Source organism: Moryella indoligenes (genome assembly GCF_030812885.1).
Classification (GTDB): Bacteria; Bacillota; Clostridia; order Lachnospirales; family Lachnospiraceae; genus Moryella; species Moryella indoligenes.
This window is the reverse complement of record NZ_JAUSTO010000013.1, coordinates 1-19221: the sequence shown is the minus strand read 5'-3', so window position 1 is coordinate 19221 and position 19221 is coordinate 1. Positions and strand designations below refer to the sequence as shown.

Here is a 19221-nt window from a genome sequence, read left to right as displayed (position 1 = left end):
TTATGATTCAGGATTTTGTGAGCTCGCTCTGGAACTACCGGGCCTATCCGGACTTCCTGAAGCGAAGGAAACACCATGTATTTTTTTTCGGAGCCTTCTTAAGCCTGCTTTTCTGGCTCTTCACGGTCTGTGTTCCGGTGATCGGCTTTCAGCTGAGAACGGGGGGGCTTCACAGCTATCTGCAGGAGAAGCTGCCGGACTTTGTCTTTGAGCTGAAGGACGGGAAGCTGAGCGCAAATCAGCATTTTCGCTACGCGACCGGGCGTGTCTATATTGACGTCAATACGGACGCGGACAATCAGCTGGAGCTGAATTCACAGGACATGCGTACCCTGCTTGCGCTGAACGACGTGGTGCTTGCCGTGAATTCCGAGCGTCTCATCTACAAGGCGGGCCCCACGGAGGCGCTGCAGCCGAGCAATGTTCAGCTGATCGAGTTCTCGCAGGCGGAGGATCTGAGCTTCCGGAAGGCAGATGTCCTAAAGACGGTGCCCTATCTGGTGCGTGCGGCAATCCTCGTCATGGTGCTGACATATTTCATACAGCTCGCGGGCTTTTTCCTGTGGCTGCTGGTCATTGCGGCCTTCGGGCGCCTGCTCGGGATGGTGCTGGGCGTGCGGCTTCGCTACGGCGATATCTACAAGCTCTCTGCGTACACGCGGAGCGCACCGGTGCTGCTGGGGGCGGTGCTCTTTCTCTTCGACTTTGCGCTGCCGGAATACGCCGGACTGAGTATGCTCTATTCGCTCTTTGTGCTGTCAAGAGTGTTCCGATATCTGGTACTGGAGCGTCTGGCGGTGCAGGAGGCTCCGGGGAGTGCGCAGCGGAAACAGCGCATCGCGACGCCGAAGAGCCCGGATGAGGAGGAGAATGCAGAGCTGTCCCGTCAGAGAGATGAGGCCGCAGATGCAGAGCTGCCGCAGCAGGATGAGACCGTGCCCGCGCAGCGGCCGGGTGCAGAGGCAGAGAAGACGCAGACAGAGCCGGGTGCTGCGGCAGTGGCTCCCGCGAGAGGGGAAGCGGACCGTGTGCAGAAGCCGGAGACAGAGGAGAATATGAAGCCGCAGAAGGAGCCGGAGCTGCTGCTCCCGAAGAGGCTGAATCACAGCGATATACGTCCGAGCGACGGCTGGAGCTTCGGAACAGAGGAGAGCCGGGAGAGTGCAGAGACGGGAGCGCCCTCAGATGCGGACGGCGGAAGTGAGCGGCATGAGTGAGCGGGTGATCGTCGGCATGTCCGGCGGAGTGGACAGCTCTGTTGCGGCCTGGCTTTTAAAAAGGCAGGGCTATGATGTGATCGGCGTGACGATGCAGCTCTGGCAGGATGCCTTTTACGAGACGCGGGAGATGCAGAAAAAGAGCTGCGCCTCTCAGGCCGCGGAGGATGCCCGTCGCGTGGCCGGGCAGCTGGGAATTCCGCATCAGCTCGTGGACTTTCAGGAGAAATTCAAAAAGGGTGTGGTCGATTACTTCGTGGAGGAGTACCGCTGCGGCAGGACACCGAATCCCTGCATCGTCTGCAACCGGCGCATCAAGTGGGAGGCGCTGCTTGGGCGCGGGCGGGAGCTCGGCGCGGACTATATTGCGACGGGACACTACGCGCGGATATTGCAGCTCCCGGGAGGGCGGTACACGCTGCGGAGCTCGAAGACTGCGGAGAAGGATCAGACCTACGCGCTGTATCAGCTCACGCAGGAGCAGCTTTCGCACACGCTGATGCCGGTCGGCGAGTACACGAAGGACGAGATACGCGCGCTTGCGGCAGAGGCCGGGCTCACAGTCGCAGACAAGCCGGACAGTCAGGAGATCTGTTTCATTCCGGATCAGGACTATACCGGATTCATAGAGAGGAGACTCGGTGCGGTGCCGCCGGAGGGGAATTTTGTCCGGGCAGACGGAACAGTCATCGGCAGGCACAGAGGCATCACGCACTACACCGTGGGGCAGAGAAAGGGATTGGGGATCGCCCTGGGACATCCGGTTTTTGTGACAGAGCTGCGCCCGGAGACCAATGAGGTTGTGATCGGGGAAGCCGAGGAGGTCTTTACCGACACACTCTTTGCCACACGGCTCAACTGGATGGCGGTCGAGGGGCCTGGCAGCGCACCCTTGAAAGCGAGGGCAAAGATCCGCTATAATCACAGGGGAGCGGACTGCACGATCTTTTCAGATGGCTCAGATCGTGTGAAGGTAGTCTTTGACAGCCCGCAGCGTGCGGTGACGCCGGGGCAGTCAGTGGTATTTTATTCGGAGGCCGGCTATGTGCTCGGGGGTGGTACGATATTGTAGAGGCTGCATCCTGCTGCTCGTCAGTCTGCTGACGCTCTGTGCCTGCGGCGGAGGGGATGAGGAGACAAAACAGAATCTTCTGCTGACGCTCAGCCCGACGGAGACGCGGGAGCTGGAGTCAACGGGAGAAACAGAGAGAGCAGAGGATATCGTGAACGGTTTTCGCTTTGAGCCCTGCGATGAGATGGTATACTGCGTCGGATAGGGAGTGAAGCTGCGTCGGAAACCCGGTTTGGACGGAGAGGTTCTGGGAAGCCTGAAGCATGGCGGCTTGTAAACGAATCAATGGCGGAGCCTGAGACGCCTCATAGCTTCCCCACAATAGATCTGCGTATTGAAAAGCGAGACAGCCCTAGGGCTGTCTCGCTGATTGTTTTGATTGCTTGATGCAGGGATTTCAATGGTGTCATCCCTTGTTCAGTCAGTGGATCCAGGCGCCGCTGGCATCGACACGGTAGCCGTCCGGCGTCATTTCGCCTGCATACATTGCTCCTTGCGGATGGGATGGAGTTCCCACCGGCTCCAGGTAGTACCACTTACCGTTGCTGAGCTGTTTCCAGCCGGTCATCATTTTTCCCAGCTCCGCACCCTTTGCTTCGCTCAGGTAGTACCAACGTCCGCCGGCGGAAAACCAACCGGTGCGGAGGTAGCCGGCTTCATCGAAGGCGTACCATGCGGTGCCGCCGCTGTAGGGAAGCATCTTCCATTCGTTCTTCGGATAGGAGCCGTTGCTGTAGCGGAACCAGAAGCCCTTTGCATCCTGAATCCAGCTGCCGCTGTTCCGGGAGCCGATAGGATTGCTGTTCGCAGCCCTCTGTCCGCCGGAGGAGCCGCCGGAACGGCCGCCGGAGTGCCCGCCGGAATGTCCGCCGGAAACTTTGGACCAATGGGCGTACACAGTCTTGTTCGCACCGAAGGTGTGCTGCCGCTTGATTTCCGTTCCGCCCTGCGCTGCGGTGAACCACCCCTCAAACAAATAGCCGCTGCGGGTCGGAACAGGGAGATGGGAGAGCTTTCCGTCGGTTCCGGTTGTCATCTCGGCAGGTTCCACGGTTCCGCCGTTTGCATCGAAGCGGATCCGATAGCAGCCCGAGGGAAGAGAGCCCTTCAAGGTCCACTTTGCGTAGAGGGTCATGTCCTGTGTGACGCGGTCGTTTGCAAAGTTCCAGGCATTTCTGCACGCTGCATCCCGGTACCATCCGCCGAAGTCATAGGACGCATCGGTTGGAGCTGCAGGCGCTGCGATGGCTGCGCCGGAGGCAGCGGTTAGGTCTGACGGCGCAATTCCGCCGTGTCCGTTTAAGTCGAAGCGAACGGTGTGCGTGTTGGCAGGCGGCGTGTCGGCGCGTCCCACAATGAAGGGAATTTCCTGAATGTTTCCGGCGTAGCTGGTGTGTTCAGGGCGCGCTTCCTCAAGGAACACCCGGAGCGTGTAGGATGCGCCGTCCCTCAGCCCATGGGGAATGATAACCTCCGCTTCATGGTCATCAGGATTGGCTATTTTTCCGTAGAAAAGCACCGTTTGGTTTTGATCAAGCAGCATGGCGGAAACCTGGTTTGCATACTGCATTGTGCCTCTGCCGGAGAGGGAGAGATGGATGGTTCCCCCTGCCGCCGCTGAAATAATTTCAGCAGGATTCGTGCGTCTTGCCGTGAAGCCGCCGTTGTCGGTGCGAAGTGTCAGGGTCCATGCGTTGTGCTCGCCCGTGGGAGTGACCGTTTCAGAAAAATCCTGGTGGGGGTTGTTAAGCAGCTGGGCAAAGAGTACGGACTCAAGCTTCAGGTTGAAGGCGGGGCTGATCCCGGCCCCAGGGTTATTGGAACCGTGCTCATAAACTAATCCTTGTTCATCCACCACACCAACTTTCTCAGTACTACCCGTCCTTGGAGAACGCAGCCAGAATCTATGGATGTGATCTTCGTCGTACGTTTTTTCTCGATCTTTGACAGGGTCACTCGTCTGTGAGTAGCCGTATGCCGGATGCTGAGCCTCTCTGGCGTCGAGGAGAAAGAGCTTATCTCCTGCGTCGGAGAGCCTGCCGTAGCTCAGACCATTCCATGTCTCAGGCCACTGGGCATGGGAGGAGGGGTCCTTACTCAGGTGGACGGCAGCCTGCTCCTCCGGTTGAAAGGTACTTAAAAGACCAATCTCCTCATTATTCAGATAACGCCGAAGCGAACTATCCTTCCACACGTTGCTGGGGGTTGCACGAAGTTCGTTGAATTTTTTATCCTCAAGTATAATGTCACAGTCTAAGAACATGGTGGTTCCGCCGAAGTCCGTGGTCTTTTTGTCCAGGACGCGAAACGGGATGGCATTGGCTCTTTGCTGTCCGAACAGAATCCGGTCTCCTTCCCAGGGGCCATCTTGCGGCTTCTCCGGGTTTTGAATTCCCAGATCGTTTCCAATGTTTACGTTGACCGACCGCAGTTCCCGTTCGGCAGCCTGTGCTGTCAAGGACTGCACTGCGGAAAGAGAAAGGGCCGCGGCAAACAGCAGAGCGGTTCTCTTGTTCCATTTTCGCATTCGGTTCATAGATCTCTCCTTTTTTGGTTATTTTTTCAGCTGAAACCACGGAAGCAACAGATTTTCACATGAAAAAAAGCCGCTGCCTTTGTGGTTGTGGCTTTTTGCTGAAAAGAACAGAGTGGTAGTTTAAGACCCTCCTTATGTCAGGCGGAGGCTCTTCCGGATCAAACGGATTCCCGGCGAAAAAATTTTACTTGATTAATGAAAAAAAGGCAAGAATTTTTTCGAGAGGGGGAGAAAGCAGAAGAAGAGGAGAAGAGGAGGCGGGGAAAAAGAGGAGGCGGGGAAAAAGAGGAGGCGGGGAAAAAGAGGAGGCGGGGAAAAAGAGGAGGCAGGGGAGAAGAGAAGGAACAGCAATTTGTTCGTGACAAAGCATAAGGTTTCTGCTATAATAGACAGCGCTTGCCGCCGGAAGGGAATGCGCAGGCAGGCTTTGGAGAGTTACCCAAGCGGTTCAAGGGGGCGCACTCGAAATGCGTTAGGCCGGGTGACCGGTGCGTGGGTTCGAATCCCATGCTCTCCGCTTTTATAAAACCTCGGAAATACGCTGTTTCCTCAGTAAACATGCGGTTTCCGGGGTTTTTTGTTTACTGAAAACGGATCACAGAAACCGGAAAAAAGTACATCGAAATGGTGCATTTGTCACACGTGTGACAGATCAAATTATTATCTGCTCGAAATGACCAGTTATTTTTTTTGTCTGCCGCTCCTGCTCAGTGTCAATGATATTGCGGTAGACCCTTTTCATAACGTTGTCTGAGATCCATCCGCCGCGCTGCATGATATACTGATCTGGAATTCCAATCGCGTGCATAATGGAGGCGGAATAGTGCCGGAGATCGTGGAAGCGGAAATGCGGGCAGCTAGAGGCGCGAAGCGCTTTGCGGAAGCGACCTGAGAGTGCTTGCGGCGTGCAGGCAATAATTCTGCCATTAATTCCTTTCATTTTTTCGATTACAAACGTAGGCATTTCAATTTTCCTGTAACTCCCATAGGTCTTAGGTTGCTTGACGATCCAGTCTCCAAAAGAATTAACTACGCATGCCTTGCTTACAGTGATAGCGTTCCCGTTGATATCTGACGATTCGAGCGCACAAATCTCTGATCTACGGAGCGGACCAAAAGCGGCGAGCAGTACGGCGATCTCCAGCTCCTTATCCGTGATGACTGACAGCAACTGCTTGATATCTTGGTCGGACGGGCAGTAGGTGTCCTGTCTTTTTTTTGCCGGCAGCGTGACTGAGTCTCTGTAGTCGGGATTAAAAAGCAAAATGGAAGATTTTACAAGCATATAAGCATTGCGCACTGTTTTAGGTGATAAGCCGCGTCCCGAGAGATCGCTGATCCATAGTTGCATATCTTTGGTGCTAATGCTGCTAAGATCGGCTTGTCCAATCACCGCTCCGGAGACATACTGATGCAGTATTCTCCCATACCCTACGATAGTAGACGGAGAGAGGACATCCTCTTTCGCATCAATATACCTCCTGACAGCCTCTGAGAGCGTCAGAGAGCGCTTCTTTTCTTCCGGACAATTAAGTAGCCATCGAGAGTATAAATACTCCGCTTCGGCGCGTGTGCGCCCTGTAAAAGACTTAAATTTTCGCTTCCCGTCTGGACTCACGGAAACAACTTTTTGGATGCGGATGTTTCCGGACGGGAGCTGACCTTTTGCTTTTCTTGCCATAGTATCCTCCTTTTTGGGTACAAAAAGAACACCCTTTTGACAGGATGCCCCGAAGATGATACTATGAGCTTGTTCGGGCTGATCATCTTCGGATTATCAGTTTCATTCCGCCCTGGTGTTGGTAGCACCTGGGCGGTTTTTTACTTTTTCAACACATCTTGTCGTCTATTAAGTGTTTGAATAACAAACCTGCTGCGTGGCTGTCAGAGGATGCGCTATGCGCGTTTTTATTGTCTCGAATACCATAATAATCACACAGCGTTGTTAGTTTATAATCTTCCACATCACCATCGTCCTCTATATCTTCATAGATTCCTTCTTGCACGTTCCAACGCTGTGAGCCTTCTTTTATTAGTACACGACTGGCGAGGGTCAAAGTGTCGTAGTATTTTCGTTTTTTTATTTCAGTAAAATCATATCCCGAACAAAATAAGAATTTTAAGTCAAAAATCAAATTGTGACCAACAATAGGGAGCTCTCCGATAAAATCCGATAAGCTATCAACTATGTTTTCGAAACAAGGCGCATCTTGAACTTGTTCGTTTGTAATGCCATGAATAGCTATAGTTTTTTGCGGAATTTTACACTGTGGGTTAATATATGTATGTAACTCTTTTGCAGGCTTCCAGTTTTCAAAACGAACAGCTGCGATTTCTACAATTCTATTTTTGCTAGGGTTCAAGCCTGTTGTTTCCACGTCAACAGCAACAAAGTTTTTAACCATTTCAAGATTCGTGAGTTTTGTAATGTTGGTAAATTTGATTTCAGGCAAATCTTCTAAGTTCAAACGAGGGTGCGAGGCGTTGTTGATCTTCAACTCTTCACTTGGAGTTTGTGTGAGAGTACTAGATGCAATGCCAGCGCATTCTTTGATCTTTTTATTTTTTCTTTTAATTCCCCACAGAGCAATTGCAATGGCTAAAGAAATTGGTGCAATTCTCAGTGAATCAAATGTCCATGCGCAAATTGCTGAAAGAGTTGCTAGCAAAAACAAGATGGATAAAATCTGCCAAATAGAAAGACCTGCTTCAATAGGCGCTTTGAAATATTTTACACAAGCATTACGGATAAAATCTAACTTTTCTTTAAATCTTGAAGTCATTAAAACATTCTCCTTAACCGTCTATGTGCGCTTCCAATTCTATTTCCTGAACATCATCTTTTTCAAAATCCCCGGACTGTATATGCTTTAGCGCATGTTCGTAAGCATCTTTTAGCATAAGTGAAGATAAACGACTGTTCAAAAAAATAGAATAGCTCGAATCTTCATTTTTAGTGATAGCCTCTGCTTGCTGCGTGGTTTTAAAGTCTAATAAGTGAACGTATACTTCATTCATTTTTTTCTTTCCTCTTTAAGGCAAGAAGCATTTGATGTATGGTGCGTATATCTTCTGGAGAGGAATCTTTCGCTGCGTCAAATAATAATCTTAATTCTTTATTTTCAAATACTTTTTGTGCTACTTCGGCAGTCTCCGGATTGAAGTAGTAGCCGGTATTTGGGATGACTGTTGTTTTGGTGCTCCTTCCGAGCAAATAGTCCATGTCAACATTGAAAAAATCAGCAATGGCTTCGAGTGTTTCATAATCTGGTTGCCTTGCACCAGTCTCGTACATTCCTACTCGACTTCTAGAAATGTGTAATTTTTGTGCCAACTCTTCCTGAGTAAGGCCACTAGCTATTCTTAGGCTTTTAAATACATTATTGAAATCTCCCATGGCTCACCTCTTTCTTAATTAGATAGTATCACGATTCGTGAAAAAATCAAGAAAAAAATGTCACAGGTTGTTGACAACAGGAATTGCAGGTGCTATGATTCATTTGCAACGAAATGTGACAAAAGAAAGAAGGTGATAATTTTGGAAGGTTATGGGGAGCGTCTAAAGAAACTGAGAGGGAACAAAACCCTTGAAACAGTAGCTTCTGCCATTGGAATAAGCCGTTCTGCACTGGCGATGTATGAAACTGAGGAAAGGGTTCCGCGGGACGATATCAAGATTCGACTGGCGGAATACTTTAAAACAACGGTGCAAAAGCTTTTTTTTACTTAAAAATGTCACGATATGAGACATTAGGACAAACCACACAGGAAGGAGGGAAGGGATATCTTGAAAATAAAGGCATGGATTATTGTTCTGGGGGCTCTGATTCTTGCAGACCGGATTCGGAATCAGAAAAAGCTTCAGTACCAGATGGGGTTGACTGCTCAGGCGCTTGAGACACAGACGAAGATAAATCAGACGCTGATTGATATCCTGAAGCCTCGTGGACATCTTGATAGCAAGGCGCATCTATCGAAGAGCTGATGAAGTGAGGAGGAGACAATATGAAGGCGCACAACAACAACAAAAAGACCGCCATTAAAGAGCGGCGGCCTTTGGAGATGAAACCGGGAGTGTTAATTATCCTGAATCGTAGAAAGCTTTTCAGTCATTTCTTTGATGGTATCAACCATTTGTTCCGTCGTAGGTAATTTGAGATTGCCAGGAAGGAAGAAAGATGTGGATATCTAAAAAGCGGTATGAGCAGCTTGAAAAAAGAGTAGCTGACCTCGAATCAAAGGTTCAAGGCCAGCATAGAAATTCAGAATCGAGTTGCATCGAGTTTAAGTATTGGATGACTCGATTTGCTGAAGAAGATCGTAAACCACAGATTTCAAAAAATCACGATTGAACTCTAAGAGCGATGCAAGCAATATGCTTGTGACTCCGGGTTGCACAAAAGTTGCTTTATCAACGGATTGATGAAGTGAGAAAGGAGGCCACCAATGCCGCGAATCGGCCCGGCTGAAGACTGGAGCATTCGGATTAACGGAAAGGTGACAGAGGCCATGCAGCGCAAAGCACTGTCCAAGTCTGAGCTCTGCGAAAAGCTGGGGCTCGGTAAAGAAACACTTTCCCGTAAGGGTAGAGAAAAGACACTCGGAACGCTGGACTTTCTGACTATCGCTCTGATAGCAGAAGCAGCGGGATATGAGATTGACTTTGTGAGGAGAACATCATGAAAAACATTGTAAGGTTTATCCCTGTGGCAGACATCGACAGCTGCCTTGACAGGGAAACGCGGAGGCTCAGACACGAGTTGCGGGACGCGAAGGATATGAACCTGCTGTTGGGATTCATCATCATTGTGATGGCTATCGGCTTTTGCCTGCTTGCGTGAGGTAAGAACATGAATAAAAAGTATGAGTTTACAGGGGAAACCAAGACGGAAGTTCTATTCGGGGAAACAGTTGTTTTTCATCGGATTAGGGCGCTGATCAGTTTTGGAACTGTGAACGCTGGAGAAATCGGCGGATGGATTGAAAGCGAAAACAATCTTGATGAATCCGGCAATGCGTGGGTATTCGGCAATGCGCAGGTGGACGGCAATGCGCAGGTGGACGGCAATGCGCAGGTGGACGGCAATGCGTGGGTATCCGGCAATACGCGGGTGGACGGCAATGCGTGGGTATCCGGCAATGCGCAGGTGGACGGCAATGCGCGGGTATCCGGCAATGCGTGGGTGCGTGGCAATGCGCGGGTATCCGGCAATGCGCAGGTGCGTGGCAATGCGCGGGTGCGTGGCAATGCGCAGGTGGACGGCAATGCGCAGGTGGACGGCAATGCGCAGGTGGACGGCAATGCGTGGGTATCCGGCAATGCGTGGGTGCGTGGCAATGCGCTGGTGTACGGCGATGCGCAGGTGGACGGCAATGCGTGGGTTACATTTTGGTACAAAGAAGCTTTTAAGCTGACATCTACCGTTAATTTTGTTTTTAAAAATTCGTGGTCGAGCTATAGAGACTTCTTTTTCAATAAAGTAACGGGAATGTGGTCTGTCGGCTGTTTCCTTGGCACTTCCGCGGAGCTGATTGAAAAGGCTTACAAGGATTCGGAAAGGTCAGGGAAGATGTACGAAAGATACGTCAAGTTTGCAGAGAATATGCTCGAAGAAGAGGGGACGCATGAGTAAGATGCGAAAGTTGTTCCCGACGATGCACGACGAGCACGTCTGGAATTTCGTCCGGCTTGGGCTCAAGTACGAGTTCAAGAAGATCAGAGAGGCAAAGGAAGCCAGAGAGGAGCTGCGAAAGACACCGCCCACATGGCAGATGTGCCTTGAGCTCTGCGGAAACGGAGAAAAGAAAAACGCCCCGACCTTTGGCGAGCGAGGGGCGCTGATCTAAGTAACTATTAACCAATCATTTGAAAGGCTATCCACATTATACCGATAGCCGGAAAGGAAAGCAATGAAAAGTAGCACTTTGTACGAGCTGACGGGGAAGTATATGCAGCTCCTTGACCTCGCGTCTGACCCGGACACCGATTTGGGTGTACTTCGGGACACAATGGAGGGCCTTGACGGGGAGATCGAGGACAAGGCAGACGGCTATGCCAGTGTGATCGCAAAATTGCAGTCAGATGTTGAGGGTTTAAAGGGTCAGATTTCCCGCATGAGTGAAAGGAAGAGAAGCCTTGAAGCCAACATTGAACGCATGAAGGAAGCCCTTCAGGCATCCATGGAAACCACCGGAAAGCGGAAGTTTAAGACAACGCTGTTTTCTTTCAGCATTGCGAAGAACCCGCCGCGCGTTGTCGTTGACGCTCCGGAGAGCGTGCCTGAAGACTTCCTCATCCAGCAGGAACCGAAGATCGACACTGCGAGTATCAAGGAGGCTTTAAAGGGTGGAGCGGTGTACAACTTTGCACATCTTGAGCAGGGCGAGAGCCTGCGCATCAGATAAGGAGAAGACATGAAGGGTACTTACGAGGTTGAGATGAGCTTTGATGAGCTGAAGGCATTAGCTCTGCGTGAAGCTTTGGCCGACTACTGCGCAGGTGAGTACATGCCGAAGCAGGAGGTTATAAGAGCTTTTAAGGAGGCTATTGATAGCTGCGAGAACAAAAAGGTTGAAGGAGGTCAGGATGGAGAGATTTGAAATTCGCTTCCCGGCGAAAACATGGAGGTATGCGACAGATCATAGTATCACAAAGCCGCGCGTGTCGATTGAGGCATACAACACACTGGTGGACATCTGCAACGAGACTGGGCTGCCGATGTCCCGCATTGCAAGCACTCTCATTCTGGAGGCGGCAAAGCATGTCGTATACGACAGAAGGGAGGAGTAAGCATGGCTCTGCCTGTGTTGATCATCGGTAAGAGTGGTTCTGGGAAAAGCACGAGCCTACGGAACTGCGTAGGGAAGGACTTTTGTATTGTTAAGGTGCTTAACAAGCCGCTGCCGTTCAAGGGGAAAATCCCGGAAGCTGTTACAGACGACTATCGGACTGTGATGAAGAGTATCTATCAGGCAAAACAGAAATCCATCGTGATTGACGACGCCGGATATCTTATTACAAACCAGTTTATGAACGGTCATTCCAACGCCGGAGGCGGGAACGCGGTGTTTACCTTCTATAACAAAGTGGCTGATAACTTCTGGGGATTGATACAATTTATCTCCACCAAAGTGCAGAAAGACAAAATTGTGTACGTGATCATGCACGAGGACACAGACGAGGCGGGCAATACACGGCCTAAGACCATCGGTAAACTGCTAGATGAGAAAGTCAACGTCGAGGGGATGTTTACTATCGTCCTGCGCTGCGTGTCAGAAAATGGCAGCCACGAGTTTGTCACGCAAGCAGCGGACGGAGCTGTCAGCAAGTCCCCGATCGGGATGTTTGAAAGTGAGCGTATCGACAACGACCTTTTGGCAGTCGATGAGGCTATAAGAAGTTACTACGAAATGGACAAGATCACAGAGAAAAAGGAGGAGACAGTTAATGCTTAAACCACAGGGATATGAAGAGACGCGCGCGTCCGGAGATTATGAGGCTCCGCTGCTGGGAGGACATCACCTGATTATAAAGCAGGTGGCAGAGAAGGAGAGCAAGAACGGAAATCAGATGATTGTGGTGCTTTTTGACTTTGCAAAGAACGACCGCCAGCCGGATCTTTTTGCAAAGGCTTTCAAAGACGACATCCGGCCTGAGAAGAAATGGCCAATAGGCGGCACGATGTATATCCCGGTGCTTGGCTCTGATGGACAGACCACGAGAGGGTACAAAACCTTCTGCACCTGCTATGAGCAGTCAAACGACACGCAGATCAAGTGGGTGGAGGATTCCGTGCAGTGGTGCGGGCAGTTCCGCAACAAAAAGATCGGGGGAGCATACGGACTGGTGCATGAAGTTTATCAGGGAGAAGAAAAGGTTAGAACAAAACTCCGCTGGTTCGTCACAGACGGCAAGGTTGACCCGGATAAAATTCCGAACGAGAAGTTCTTAAGCGACGCTGAGCAGGAACAGCTCAGACCGACAAGCAAGGATACTGGATTTATGGACATCCCGGACAGCGCAGATGATGAAGGGCTGCCGTTTAACTGATAAGGAGGAAAGATGAATTTTTCGGAAGACCAGCAGGCTGCACTTGAGATCATGAAAAACGGAGATAACGTTTTTCTGACAGGTAAAGCCGGTACTGGTAAAACAGCTGTACTGAACGCCTTCCTTGAGTGGGCACAGGATGAAGGAAAAAATATCATCGCCTGTGCCCCGACAGGCGCAGCGGCTCAGAGAATCGAGACGATCACGGCTTACACAGTACATCGCGCCTTCGGACTCAAGAAGGTATCAATCGTTCGTCCTCCGGCAAAAGCCAAAAAGGAGATCCAGGCAGCAGACATCATTGTGATTGATGAGATATCCATGTGCCGGATCGATCTTTTCGAGCATGTGGCAAGAGCTGTGCAGATGGCAGACGAGGTGAAACGGAAAAATGAAGAGCGGCTTGCAAGAAAACAAAATCGTGAGCCGCAGGATGTACACACACAGCTGATTGTAGTAGGAGATTTCTGCCAACTTGAGCCAGTACTGACAACAGCTGACAGGAAAATCTTTCAGGGCATTTATGGTCACAAACTCTTTGCTTTTGAATCAAAGCTCTGGGCCGGCATGGGGTTCCGTAACGCAATCCTTCGGACAATCCACCGGGTAGCGGATGATAAGGCATACGCAGAAAGCCTTAACTCAGTAAGGACGGGAGAGGATCCGTTTGTCGTAGAGTGGTTTGACTGTAACACGGCAAAAAATGCGTTTGTGTCAGAAAACTCCGTGATTCTCTGCGGGAAAAACAGCACAGCGCAGGAGCGAAACAACGAGCGCTTGGCCGGACTTCCGGGCGAGGAAATTTTCTCTCCGGCAGACATCAAAGGGGACGCAGACATTTCCTCCACCAATGCCGAATATGCACTCACTTTCAAAGAGGGTGCGCGGGTGATGATGTTGATTAACAGTCCGCTGGGTGACTATTTCAATGGCTCCTTTGGAACAATCACTGAATGCCTGGATGAAGATACTGTAAAGGTAAAAATTGAGGAGACCGGAAAGGTTGTGCTTGTCAAAAAGCACACATGGACGGTATCCGAGCCCGTAGCAAAGGAAAAGCAGGTGACTGTCACTGAGCCGGATGGCCAGACAGTGACCAAAACTGTAACTGAAATTACAGAAAAAGAGACCGGCAGCGTGACGCAGTTTCCGTTTAAGCTCGCATGGGCAATCACAATCCACAAGTCGCAGGGCATGACGCTGAAAAACGGAGTAAACCTTTATCCGGAATTTTTCGCAAACGGGCAGATGTACGTTGCCCTGTCAAGAGTGGATCGCGGAAGTAACCTATACATCAACGGAATTTTACAGTTTCAAGACCTCCGCACCTCTCCAAGGGTCCGGAAATTCTATCGGGCAATTGATAAGGAATGGGGGCAGTAATGCAGATCCAGATTGACAGCCGGGAGCACCAGTCCGAACGCAAGCGAATCGAGGCGCAGTTTGATGAACTGGGAATACAGCACTTCTGCTCAAAGCTTTATGTCGGAGACTATATGAACTTAGATAATCCCCGTGTTGTAGTTGACCGGAAGCAGGGACTCCTCGAGGTCTGCGGCAATGTCACGCAGCAGCACGAACGCTTCCGGGCGGAGCTTGTGCGAGCCCGAAAAACCGGAATCAAGCTTATTGTTCTGGTGGAAGAGCCGGGAATTCGGTCGCTTGAAGATGTCTTTTTCTGGCAGAATCCCCGCCGGAAGACAAGCCCGAAGGCGACCAACGGAGAGCAGCTTTTCCGGTCAATGCAGACGATGTGCGAGCGCTACGGGGTACAGTTCGAGTTTTGCAACAAGCGTCAGACCGGGCGGCGAATCAAAGAGCTTTTAGAGATCGTGACATGACAAAAGAAGAGATCAAGCAGGCAATCAGCATGGCAGAAGTGGTGCGGCGGTACGGGTTCCAGCCAAACAGAGCTAACTTTATCCGCTGCCCCTTCCACGAGGGAGACAGAAGCCCGTCTCTTAAGATTTACCCGGATAGCTTCCACTGTTTCGGTTGCGGAGCAAACGGCGATGTTTTCACCTTCGTGCAGAAGATGGAGAGCTGTTCCTTTGCGGAGGCTTTCCGGAAGCTGGGCGGAGATAGCCGGGCGGGGATGTCGGATGTTGCTCTGATTCGGGCAAAACGCAGGCAAACGGCGCACGAGAGACGCGAAAAACGGCTTGAGAAGGCGCGAGGCGAGTATTTGTCCGTCTGCGATAGTCTGGCGGGAATTAAGGGCACTCTGGATTCTTCTGCGCCATATTCCGAGCAGTGGTGCGTTGCGCAGAATGATTTAGCGGCCACTGCATACAAGGCAGATTGCCTGCTTGAAGATCTATTGAACCTGATGGCAGAAAGGAAGTGAGGCCCATGGACATATCCAACCCGGAAAATTTAACTGCGGAAGAGATCATGTCCACAGAGCTGTTGGAAGAGGTTTATACAGAGACAGACGAAGTGCAGCGTTTTTTGCTGATTAACAAGCTGGAAAAGAGAGCCGAAGAGCTGCGAATTCTGAGCAAGTTCAAGCAAATGGTTCGCTTACAGGAGAAACAGCTCAAGGAAATGAGAAAAGAAATAGCTGTCAAAGCTGCGACTGAGCCCGACAGCGCCAACAGCAATTCGATGTCGCTGGAATTCGAACCGGGAAACATTGTGTTTGCTCGGACAGGGCGCTGGATTGTCACAGAGAGCGGAGTCCGGGCGATAGGCTTTGCTGGAACCATCACGGCGAGCCATTATCCTATCATCGTGACTGAAAGGCTGGTGAATCGCGAGACGCACCGGGAGAAGGTGCAGGTCACTTGGAAGAAGGACGGGCGGGTGTGCTCCATCATGCCATACCGGAGTGAGATGTCGTCCAACAGCAAGATTGTGAACCTGTCAGATTACGGACTTCCGGTCACATCGGAGACCGCAAGGGCTATGATCTCATATCTCTCAGACTATGAAGCCCTTAACAACGACCTGATACCGCTCCGGGAATCTACGTCAAAGCTTGGCTGGATTGATAACGAGTTTTTGCCATACTCAGCCAAAGACATCATTTTTGACGCACATCCAAGTTTCAAATATGTTTTTGATTCTGTGCATGAGGAGGGAGATTACAACGCGTGGTTAGGACTCATGCGAAGCATTCGGGCACGAGGTCGAATAGAAGTATCCGTTTATCTTGCGGCGAGCTTTGCCAGCGTGCTGCTGCCGCTCCTCAACGTCTTGCCGTTTATCGTCAACCTGTACGGTGAAAGCGGTCGGGGTAAAACCGTTGCTCTGATGGCTGCTACCAGCGTATGGGCAGACCCCGGAACCGGAAAATATATCGTTGAGAGCACCAGCACTGTTAATTCCATGGAACAGCAGCTTGGAATCCTAAATCATCTCCCGATGATGATAGACGATCTGTCAAAAATCCGTGACAAAGACCCGGAACGCTTCCCGGAGTTGATCTACATGCTTTGCGCCGGACGCGGTAAGAGCCGCCTGATGCGAACCATGGAAATGCGCGATGTTGCGACGTGGGACAATGTCATTCTTACCAACATCGAGCGCCCGCTCTGTGATTCAGCGATGAAGGGCGGCGCCATAAACCGTGTTTTGGACATCGAGACAGAGCCGGGGGACATCTTTGAAAACGGCAATGCGACGGTCGGAATCCTGCTAAAGCACTACGGGCACGGAGGGAAACCGTTCATTGAGGCGGTAGAAGCCCTTGGCAAAGACATCCTTCAAGAAATGGTTGACAGCTACGAGCAGAAGATTCGAGACGCCGCAGAGGCAAAGGGGGAAACCAAAGAGGCAAAGCAGGTAATTCCGTTAGCCGTGCTGCTGACCGCAGATGAGATTGCGGAGCGGGAAATCTTTCAGGACGGCGTGCGGCTCGATCTGCACAAGTGCGTTGACTTTATCAAGGGACAAAATGAAGTTTCCGAGATGCGGCGAGCCTACGACCATGTGATGGATGCTGTGCATATGCAGCGCAACCGATTTGAGCCGCGAGAAGATGGCAATTATGCGGGCGTTATCTGGGGGAGTTTTCCAACAGAGGACACGGTTGCAATCATTCCGTCGGCATTAGAAGAATTGGGAAGGTTTTATAACTTCAATTCCCGGCAGTTTGTACGCTGGGCAGGTGCCAACAACTTACTTCGATGCGATAGCGATAAAAAGCGCCTTCAAAGTAAAACAATGATTGCGGGCAAGAGATACAGAACATACATTTTGAGGTTGAATAATGAAAATGAGCAATATGAACAAAATGAAAGTGAGGAATTTATTGATTATGAACAAGACGAATTGCCGTTTGACTAACGTCCCGCCCCACTGCCCCGCTCTGCCCCATCGGAAAATAAGCAATATATAAGGAAAATGAAAAAATGAAAATATGTGTTTAAGATTTAACAATCATTTTCATTTTTTATAGTCCTATAGGGAATGTAAAAAATACTGGGGCAAGTGGGGCAACACCACGGAAAGCCTTATAAACACTAGGTTTTTCGCTGCCCCGCCAGCAAAAACATTGTGGGGCTATTCAACACAACAGCGGGGCAGTGTTAATTATTAGTGGGACAGGAGATGAATAATAAGAATAGTAACAATATCTTTCAACATAATGAGTTTTCTATCCAAAAAGAGTTTTGGTTGATACTTAAGAATCACTATAACGATACCGACCAATCACAGGCTGACAGTGCCTTTGCAGAGATCAATCAGGTTTGTGAGAAGTACGGAAACAGTCAGTTTGCAATAGAGATCGGAGTGGCAGTATTTAACCAGCTTCAACTCAGATGGATGGAACTGCACAAAGGATAACAGAGAGGAGCATAGATGAGCAAGTATAAGACAGGAGACAGGTTCGTAATCGAACTGGAAAAAGAGGTTGATCCTGGGATGTTTAAGGTAAAGGGCTTTAACGCTCTGGTCTTCGATGAAAGTGGCCTTGATCGGCTTGCGAAGGTTGATGGTTCAAAGGTTGAAATTCTGGACAAGGTAGAGAAGCGATATCTTAGTGCGGTGATTAAGCCGTGGAGAGATAGGGTGATTCATATCGCGAAGATGAGTTTCAATATGGGAAAGAAAGAACATCTTTCTATCACGATAAAGGGTGATGATATTTACCTTCCCGAATTTGGCCCCAACACAATGTATCAGGGGATGGAACTTGATCGCGGATACACTCTCGAAGAGTTAGGACTTTAAGGAGAAAAGAAAATGAAGGACAGAAAGTTGTGGTTGATTGTTACAACAAGCGTAGTTGCAGTTTTGGCGTTGTTTGTAGTTTGGACGCAGAGTTGCAGAAACAGGGCGTTTTCGCTTGAGGAACAGGTGAGCACTGCTGAATCAGACATAAACATTCAGGAGAAGCGAAGAGTCGATCTTGTTTATAACCTTGTGGACAGTGTGAAACACTACGATGCACACGAAGCAAGCGTTTTGAATGAAATTGTTGAAAAGAGAGGGGATTCCGGTGGAATAGACGGCGCGGTTATGGCGATATCAGCTGTAGCAGAAGCATATCCGGAGCTAAAGGCGAACGAGAACTACAAGGAACTTATGAACGAGCTTTCCATCACTGAAAACCTTATTGCGGGGTACAGGGAGAATTACAACAAGGCGGTTCGCGAATACAACAGGCACACGAGGGCATTCCCGAACAGCATATTTCTTGGAATCCTTGGATACGAGCGAATAAATTTTAAGTATCTTGACTATTCGGCTCCGAAGGATGCGCCGCAAAAGCTCTTTGAGGAGTGATCGCTATGGACGTGCTGGGGATTGAGATCACAAAGAGAGAAGTCGTTGCAAGCATAGCCATAGTCGGAATTATGGCAAGCATAGGATTTTTTATCTCTGGGCAGATTGATAATTACTCCGACAGCAAACGCACTGAATACAGCAAGGCGGTACGGATAGAACGCGCAGAGTCGTTTGAGTATGGGATGCGAACACACATAGGAAACGCACTTGTGTTTGGAGAACTTACCGCTGTTGACCCTGTAGGATATCCGGGCGTTGATGGGGAGTATATAGAGATCAGCCAGACTACGGAACAGTATACGATGCACACAAGAATGGTTCCGCATACGGTAAACGGAGAAACGACATACACGACGGAGACATATTGGACATGGGATGAAATTGCGAGTGAGACGAAGCAATGCGAACAGGTTGAAATGCTGGGAATAATATTTGCAAAAGAAAAAATTTCTCCGCTTTATATGCAATACGTAGGGACGGTGAGAGCATCGTCGGAGCTTCGGTACAATTACAGCGGTGCTGCATCCGGCATGGTCGGAACGATGTTTACAAATCTTTCCGGAGGTGAAGTAGGGGAAAATTCAATCTTTTACGAATCTGACATTGATTC

The 19221-nt window shown here is 50.1% G+C and carries 28 protein-coding genes and 1 tRNA gene; 24 read left to right on the top strand and 5 right to left on the bottom strand.

Annotated elements, in window-relative coordinates:
* Window positions 1–2: 2 nt before the first annotated feature.
* Genes J2S20_RS09350 through J2S20_RS09340 form a run of 3 tightly spaced genes read left to right on the top strand, consistent with a single transcriptional unit; the run spans window position 3 to window position 2494 of the window.
* Entirely contained in the window at window positions 3–1217 is a 1215-nt protein-coding gene (locus J2S20_RS09350; RefSeq protein ID WP_307255179.1) for a DUF1189 family protein, read from the top strand.
* Window positions 1210–2289 (top strand): tRNA 2-thiouridine(34) synthase MnmA, encoded by a 1080-nt coding sequence (mnmA, locus tag J2S20_RS09345; RefSeq protein ID WP_307255200.1) that lies wholly within the window; start codon window positions 1210–1212, stop codon window positions 2287–2289. Before J2S20_RS09350 ends, mnmA begins: the two co-directional genes overlap by 8 nt.
* Window positions 2273–2494 carry a hypothetical protein gene (locus J2S20_RS09340; protein ID WP_307255177.1) on the top strand — a complete coding sequence of 74 codons (222 nt, stop codon included), beginning with the start codon at window positions 2273–2275 and terminating at the stop codon, window positions 2492–2494. The genes mnmA and J2S20_RS09340 overlap by 17 nt, the downstream gene beginning before the upstream one ends.
* A 216-nt stretch (window positions 2495–2710) precedes the next feature.
* On the opposite strand, the gene J2S20_RS09335 is transcribed toward J2S20_RS09340, so the two are convergent.
* Window positions 2711–4825 carry an InlB B-repeat-containing protein gene (locus tag J2S20_RS09335; protein ID WP_307255176.1) on the bottom strand — a complete coding sequence of 705 codons (2115 nt, stop codon included), beginning with the start codon at window positions 4823–4825 and terminating at the stop codon, window positions 2711–2713.
* Between the two features lie 134 nt (window positions 4826–4959).
* Here J2S20_RS09335 and J2S20_RS09330 point away from each other — a divergent pair, with 134 nt between their 5' ends.
* Both J2S20_RS09330 and J2S20_RS09325 read left to right on the top strand, forming a co-directional pair.
* Entirely contained in the window at window positions 4960–5187 is a 228-nt protein-coding gene (locus J2S20_RS09330) for a hypothetical protein (RefSeq protein ID WP_307255175.1), read from the top strand.
* A 67-nt stretch (window positions 5188–5254) separates the two neighbouring features.
* A tRNA-Ser gene (locus J2S20_RS09325) sits at window positions 5255–5342 on the top strand.
* Between the two features lie 135 nt (window positions 5343–5477).
* On the opposite strand, the gene J2S20_RS09320 is transcribed toward J2S20_RS09325, so the two are convergent.
* The 4 genes from J2S20_RS09320 to J2S20_RS09305 all read right to left on the bottom strand — a co-directional run bounded on the left by J2S20_RS09320 (window position 5478) and on the right by J2S20_RS09305 (window position 8222).
* Window positions 5478–6506 (bottom strand): site-specific integrase, encoded by a 1029-nt coding sequence (locus J2S20_RS09320; protein WP_307255174.1) that lies wholly within the window; start codon window positions 6504–6506, stop codon window positions 5478–5480.
* A gap of 148 nt (window positions 6507–6654) precedes the next feature.
* Window positions 6655–7608, bottom strand: coding sequence for a 3'-5' exonuclease (locus J2S20_RS09315; protein ID WP_307255172.1), 954 nt, complete (start codon window positions 7606–7608; stop codon window positions 6655–6657).
* 13 nt (window positions 7609–7621) lie between these two features.
* On the bottom strand, window positions 7622–7843 hold the full coding sequence (locus J2S20_RS09310) for a hypothetical protein (protein WP_307255170.1): 222 nt from the start codon (window positions 7841–7843) through the stop codon (window positions 7622–7624).
* The gene (locus J2S20_RS09305; protein ID WP_307255169.1) at window positions 7836–8222 is read right to left on the bottom strand and encodes a helix-turn-helix domain-containing protein; all 387 of its coding nucleotides are present in this window, start codon (window positions 8220–8222) and stop codon (window positions 7836–7838) included. Before J2S20_RS09305 ends, J2S20_RS09310 begins: the two co-directional genes overlap by 8 nt.
* A 57-nt stretch (window positions 8223–8279) precedes the next feature.
* Here J2S20_RS09305 and J2S20_RS09300 point away from each other — a divergent pair, with 57 nt between their 5' ends.
* The 19 genes from J2S20_RS09300 to J2S20_RS09210 all read left to right on the top strand — a co-directional run.
* On the top strand, window positions 8280–8555 hold the full coding sequence (locus J2S20_RS09300) for a helix-turn-helix transcriptional regulator (protein WP_307255168.1): 276 nt from the start codon (window positions 8280–8282) through the stop codon (window positions 8553–8555).
* Between the two features lie 57 nt (window positions 8556–8612).
* Window positions 8613–8810 carry a hypothetical protein gene (locus J2S20_RS09295; protein ID WP_307255167.1) on the top strand — a complete coding sequence of 66 codons (198 nt, stop codon included), beginning with the start codon at window positions 8613–8615 and terminating at the stop codon, window positions 8808–8810.
* 461 nt (window positions 8811–9271) lie between these two features.
* Window positions 9272–9508 (top strand): hypothetical protein, encoded by a 237-nt coding sequence (locus J2S20_RS09290; protein ID WP_307255166.1) that lies wholly within the window; start codon window positions 9272–9274, stop codon window positions 9506–9508.
* Window positions 9505–9666, top strand: a complete 162-nt coding sequence (locus J2S20_RS09285; RefSeq protein WP_307255165.1) for a hypothetical protein — start codon at window positions 9505–9507, stop codon at window positions 9664–9666. Before J2S20_RS09290 ends, J2S20_RS09285 begins: the two co-directional genes overlap by 4 nt.
* A 111-nt stretch (window positions 9667–9777) precedes the next feature.
* Window positions 9778–10458: a polymer-forming cytoskeletal protein gene (locus tag J2S20_RS09280; RefSeq protein ID WP_307255163.1), complete on the top strand. Its 681-nt coding sequence runs from the start codon at window positions 9778–9780 to the stop codon at window positions 10456–10458.
* A complete protein-coding gene (locus tag J2S20_RS09275) occupies window positions 10451–10672 on the top strand; it encodes a hypothetical protein (protein WP_307255162.1) in 222 nt (73 codons plus the stop codon). Before J2S20_RS09280 ends, J2S20_RS09275 begins: the two co-directional genes overlap by 8 nt.
* A 63-nt stretch (window positions 10673–10735) precedes the next feature.
* Complete coding sequence (locus tag J2S20_RS09270) at window positions 10736–11230, top strand: siphovirus Gp157 family protein (RefSeq protein ID WP_307255161.1); 495 nt, start codon at window positions 10736–10738, stop codon at window positions 11228–11230.
* A 9-nt stretch (window positions 11231–11239) separates the two neighbouring features.
* On the top strand, window positions 11240–11425 hold the full coding sequence (locus tag J2S20_RS09265) for a hypothetical protein (RefSeq protein ID WP_307255159.1): 186 nt from the start codon (window positions 11240–11242) through the stop codon (window positions 11423–11425).
* Window positions 11412–11615 (top strand): hypothetical protein, encoded by a 204-nt coding sequence (locus tag J2S20_RS09260; protein ID WP_307255158.1) that lies wholly within the window; start codon window positions 11412–11414, stop codon window positions 11613–11615. The genes J2S20_RS09265 and J2S20_RS09260 overlap by 14 nt, the downstream gene beginning before the upstream one ends.
* Before the next feature lie 2 nt (window positions 11616–11617).
* Window positions 11618–12280 (top strand): AAA family ATPase, encoded by a 663-nt coding sequence (locus J2S20_RS09255; protein ID WP_307255157.1) that lies wholly within the window; start codon window positions 11618–11620, stop codon window positions 12278–12280.
* The gene (locus tag J2S20_RS09250) at window positions 12273–12875 is read left to right on the top strand and encodes a hypothetical protein (RefSeq protein WP_307255155.1); all 603 of its coding nucleotides are present in this window, start codon (window positions 12273–12275) and stop codon (window positions 12873–12875) included. Before J2S20_RS09255 ends, J2S20_RS09250 begins: the two co-directional genes overlap by 8 nt.
* A gap of 12 nt (window positions 12876–12887) precedes the next feature.
* Window positions 12888–14258, top strand: a complete 1371-nt coding sequence (locus J2S20_RS09245; RefSeq protein ID WP_307255153.1) for an ATP-dependent DNA helicase — start codon at window positions 12888–12890, stop codon at window positions 14256–14258.
* Window positions 14246–14716: an ERCC4 domain-containing protein gene (locus J2S20_RS09240; RefSeq protein WP_307255151.1), complete on the top strand. Its 471-nt coding sequence runs from the start codon at window positions 14246–14248 to the stop codon at window positions 14714–14716. The genes J2S20_RS09245 and J2S20_RS09240 overlap by 13 nt, the downstream gene beginning before the upstream one ends.
* A complete protein-coding gene (locus tag J2S20_RS09235) occupies window positions 14713–15222 on the top strand; it encodes a CHC2 zinc finger domain-containing protein (protein ID WP_307255149.1) in 510 nt (169 codons plus the stop codon). Before J2S20_RS09240 ends, J2S20_RS09235 begins: the two co-directional genes overlap by 4 nt.
* Before the next feature lie 5 nt (window positions 15223–15227).
* Window positions 15228–17165 carry a DUF927 domain-containing protein gene (locus J2S20_RS09230; RefSeq protein WP_307255147.1) on the top strand — a complete coding sequence of 646 codons (1938 nt, stop codon included), beginning with the start codon at window positions 15228–15230 and terminating at the stop codon, window positions 17163–17165.
* A gap of 252 nt (window positions 17166–17417) precedes the next feature.
* Window positions 17418–17666 carry a hypothetical protein gene (locus J2S20_RS09225; protein WP_307255145.1) on the top strand — a complete coding sequence of 83 codons (249 nt, stop codon included), beginning with the start codon at window positions 17418–17420 and terminating at the stop codon, window positions 17664–17666.
* A gap of 15 nt (window positions 17667–17681) precedes the next feature.
* Window positions 17682–18053, top strand: coding sequence for a hypothetical protein (locus J2S20_RS09220; protein WP_307255143.1), 372 nt, complete (start codon window positions 17682–17684; stop codon window positions 18051–18053).
* A 12-nt stretch (window positions 18054–18065) separates the two neighbouring features.
* Window positions 18066–18608 (top strand): LemA family protein, encoded by a 543-nt coding sequence (locus tag J2S20_RS09215; protein WP_307255141.1) that lies wholly within the window; start codon window positions 18066–18068, stop codon window positions 18606–18608.
* Window positions 18609–18613: 5 nt separating this feature from the next.
* Window positions 18614–19221: hypothetical protein (locus tag J2S20_RS09210; protein WP_307255139.1), on the top strand; the 608-nt coding region annotated here is incomplete at its 3' end.

What these genes read in the sequence shown, in the direction of transcription:
- J2S20_RS09290 (WP_307255166.1), top strand. Translation starts at nt 9,272, where the DNA reads ATGCCGCGAATCGGCCCGGCTGAAGACTGGAGCATTCGGATTAACGGA.
- J2S20_RS09245 (WP_307255153.1), top strand. Translation starts at nt 12,888, where the DNA reads ATGAATTTTTCGGAAGACCAGCAGGCTGCACTTGAGATCATGAAAAAC.
- J2S20_RS09300 (WP_307255168.1), top strand. Translation starts at nt 8,280, where the DNA reads ATGTCACAGGTTGTTGACAACAGGAATTGCAGGTGCTATGATTCATTT.
- J2S20_RS09235 (WP_307255149.1), top strand. Translation starts at nt 14,713, where the DNA reads ATGACAAAAGAAGAGATCAAGCAGGCAATCAGCATGGCAGAAGTGGTG.
- J2S20_RS09305 (WP_307255169.1), bottom strand. Translation starts at nt 8,222, where the DNA reads ATGGGAGATTTCAATAATGTATTTAAAAGCCTAAGAATAGCTAGTGGC.
- J2S20_RS09310 (WP_307255170.1), bottom strand. Translation starts at nt 7,843, where the DNA reads ATGAATGAAGTATACGTTCACTTATTAGACTTTAAAACCACGCAGCAA.
- J2S20_RS09285 (WP_307255165.1), top strand. Translation starts at nt 9,505, where the DNA reads ATGAAAAACATTGTAAGGTTTATCCCTGTGGCAGACATCGACAGCTGC.
- J2S20_RS09265 (WP_307255159.1), top strand. Translation starts at nt 11,240, where the DNA reads ATGAAGGGTACTTACGAGGTTGAGATGAGCTTTGATGAGCTGAAGGCA.
- J2S20_RS09270 (WP_307255161.1), top strand. Translation starts at nt 10,736, where the DNA reads ATGAAAAGTAGCACTTTGTACGAGCTGACGGGGAAGTATATGCAGCTC.
- J2S20_RS09350 (WP_307255179.1), top strand. Translation starts at nt 3, where the DNA reads ATGATTCAGGATTTTGTGAGCTCGCTCTGGAACTACCGGGCCTATCCG.
- J2S20_RS09215 (WP_307255141.1), top strand. Translation starts at nt 18,066, where the DNA reads ATGAAGGACAGAAAGTTGTGGTTGATTGTTACAACAAGCGTAGTTGCA.
- J2S20_RS09260 (WP_307255158.1), top strand. Translation starts at nt 11,412, where the DNA reads ATGGAGAGATTTGAAATTCGCTTCCCGGCGAAAACATGGAGGTATGCG.
- mnmA (WP_307255200.1), top strand. Translation starts at nt 1,210, where the DNA reads ATGAGTGAGCGGGTGATCGTCGGCATGTCCGGCGGAGTGGACAGCTCT.
- J2S20_RS09255 (WP_307255157.1), top strand. Translation starts at nt 11,618, where the DNA reads ATGGCTCTGCCTGTGTTGATCATCGGTAAGAGTGGTTCTGGGAAAAGC.
- J2S20_RS09335 (WP_307255176.1), bottom strand. Translation starts at nt 4,825, where the DNA reads ATGAACCGAATGCGAAAATGGAACAAGAGAACCGCTCTGCTGTTTGCC.
- J2S20_RS09240 (WP_307255151.1), top strand. Translation starts at nt 14,246, where the DNA reads ATGGGGGCAGTAATGCAGATCCAGATTGACAGCCGGGAGCACCAGTCC.
- J2S20_RS09230 (WP_307255147.1), top strand. Translation starts at nt 15,228, where the DNA reads ATGGACATATCCAACCCGGAAAATTTAACTGCGGAAGAGATCATGTCC.
- J2S20_RS09330 (WP_307255175.1), top strand. Translation starts at nt 4,960, where the DNA reads ATGTCAGGCGGAGGCTCTTCCGGATCAAACGGATTCCCGGCGAAAAAA.
- J2S20_RS09320 (WP_307255174.1), bottom strand. Translation starts at nt 6,506, where the DNA reads ATGGCAAGAAAAGCAAAAGGTCAGCTCCCGTCCGGAAACATCCGCATC.
- J2S20_RS09315 (WP_307255172.1), bottom strand. Translation starts at nt 7,608, where the DNA reads ATGACTTCAAGATTTAAAGAAAAGTTAGATTTTATCCGTAATGCTTGT.
- J2S20_RS09250 (WP_307255155.1), top strand. Translation starts at nt 12,273, where the DNA reads ATGCTTAAACCACAGGGATATGAAGAGACGCGCGCGTCCGGAGATTAT.
- J2S20_RS09220 (WP_307255143.1), top strand. Translation starts at nt 17,682, where the DNA reads ATGAGCAAGTATAAGACAGGAGACAGGTTCGTAATCGAACTGGAAAAA.
- J2S20_RS09275 (WP_307255162.1), top strand. Translation starts at nt 10,451, where the DNA reads ATGAGTAAGATGCGAAAGTTGTTCCCGACGATGCACGACGAGCACGTC.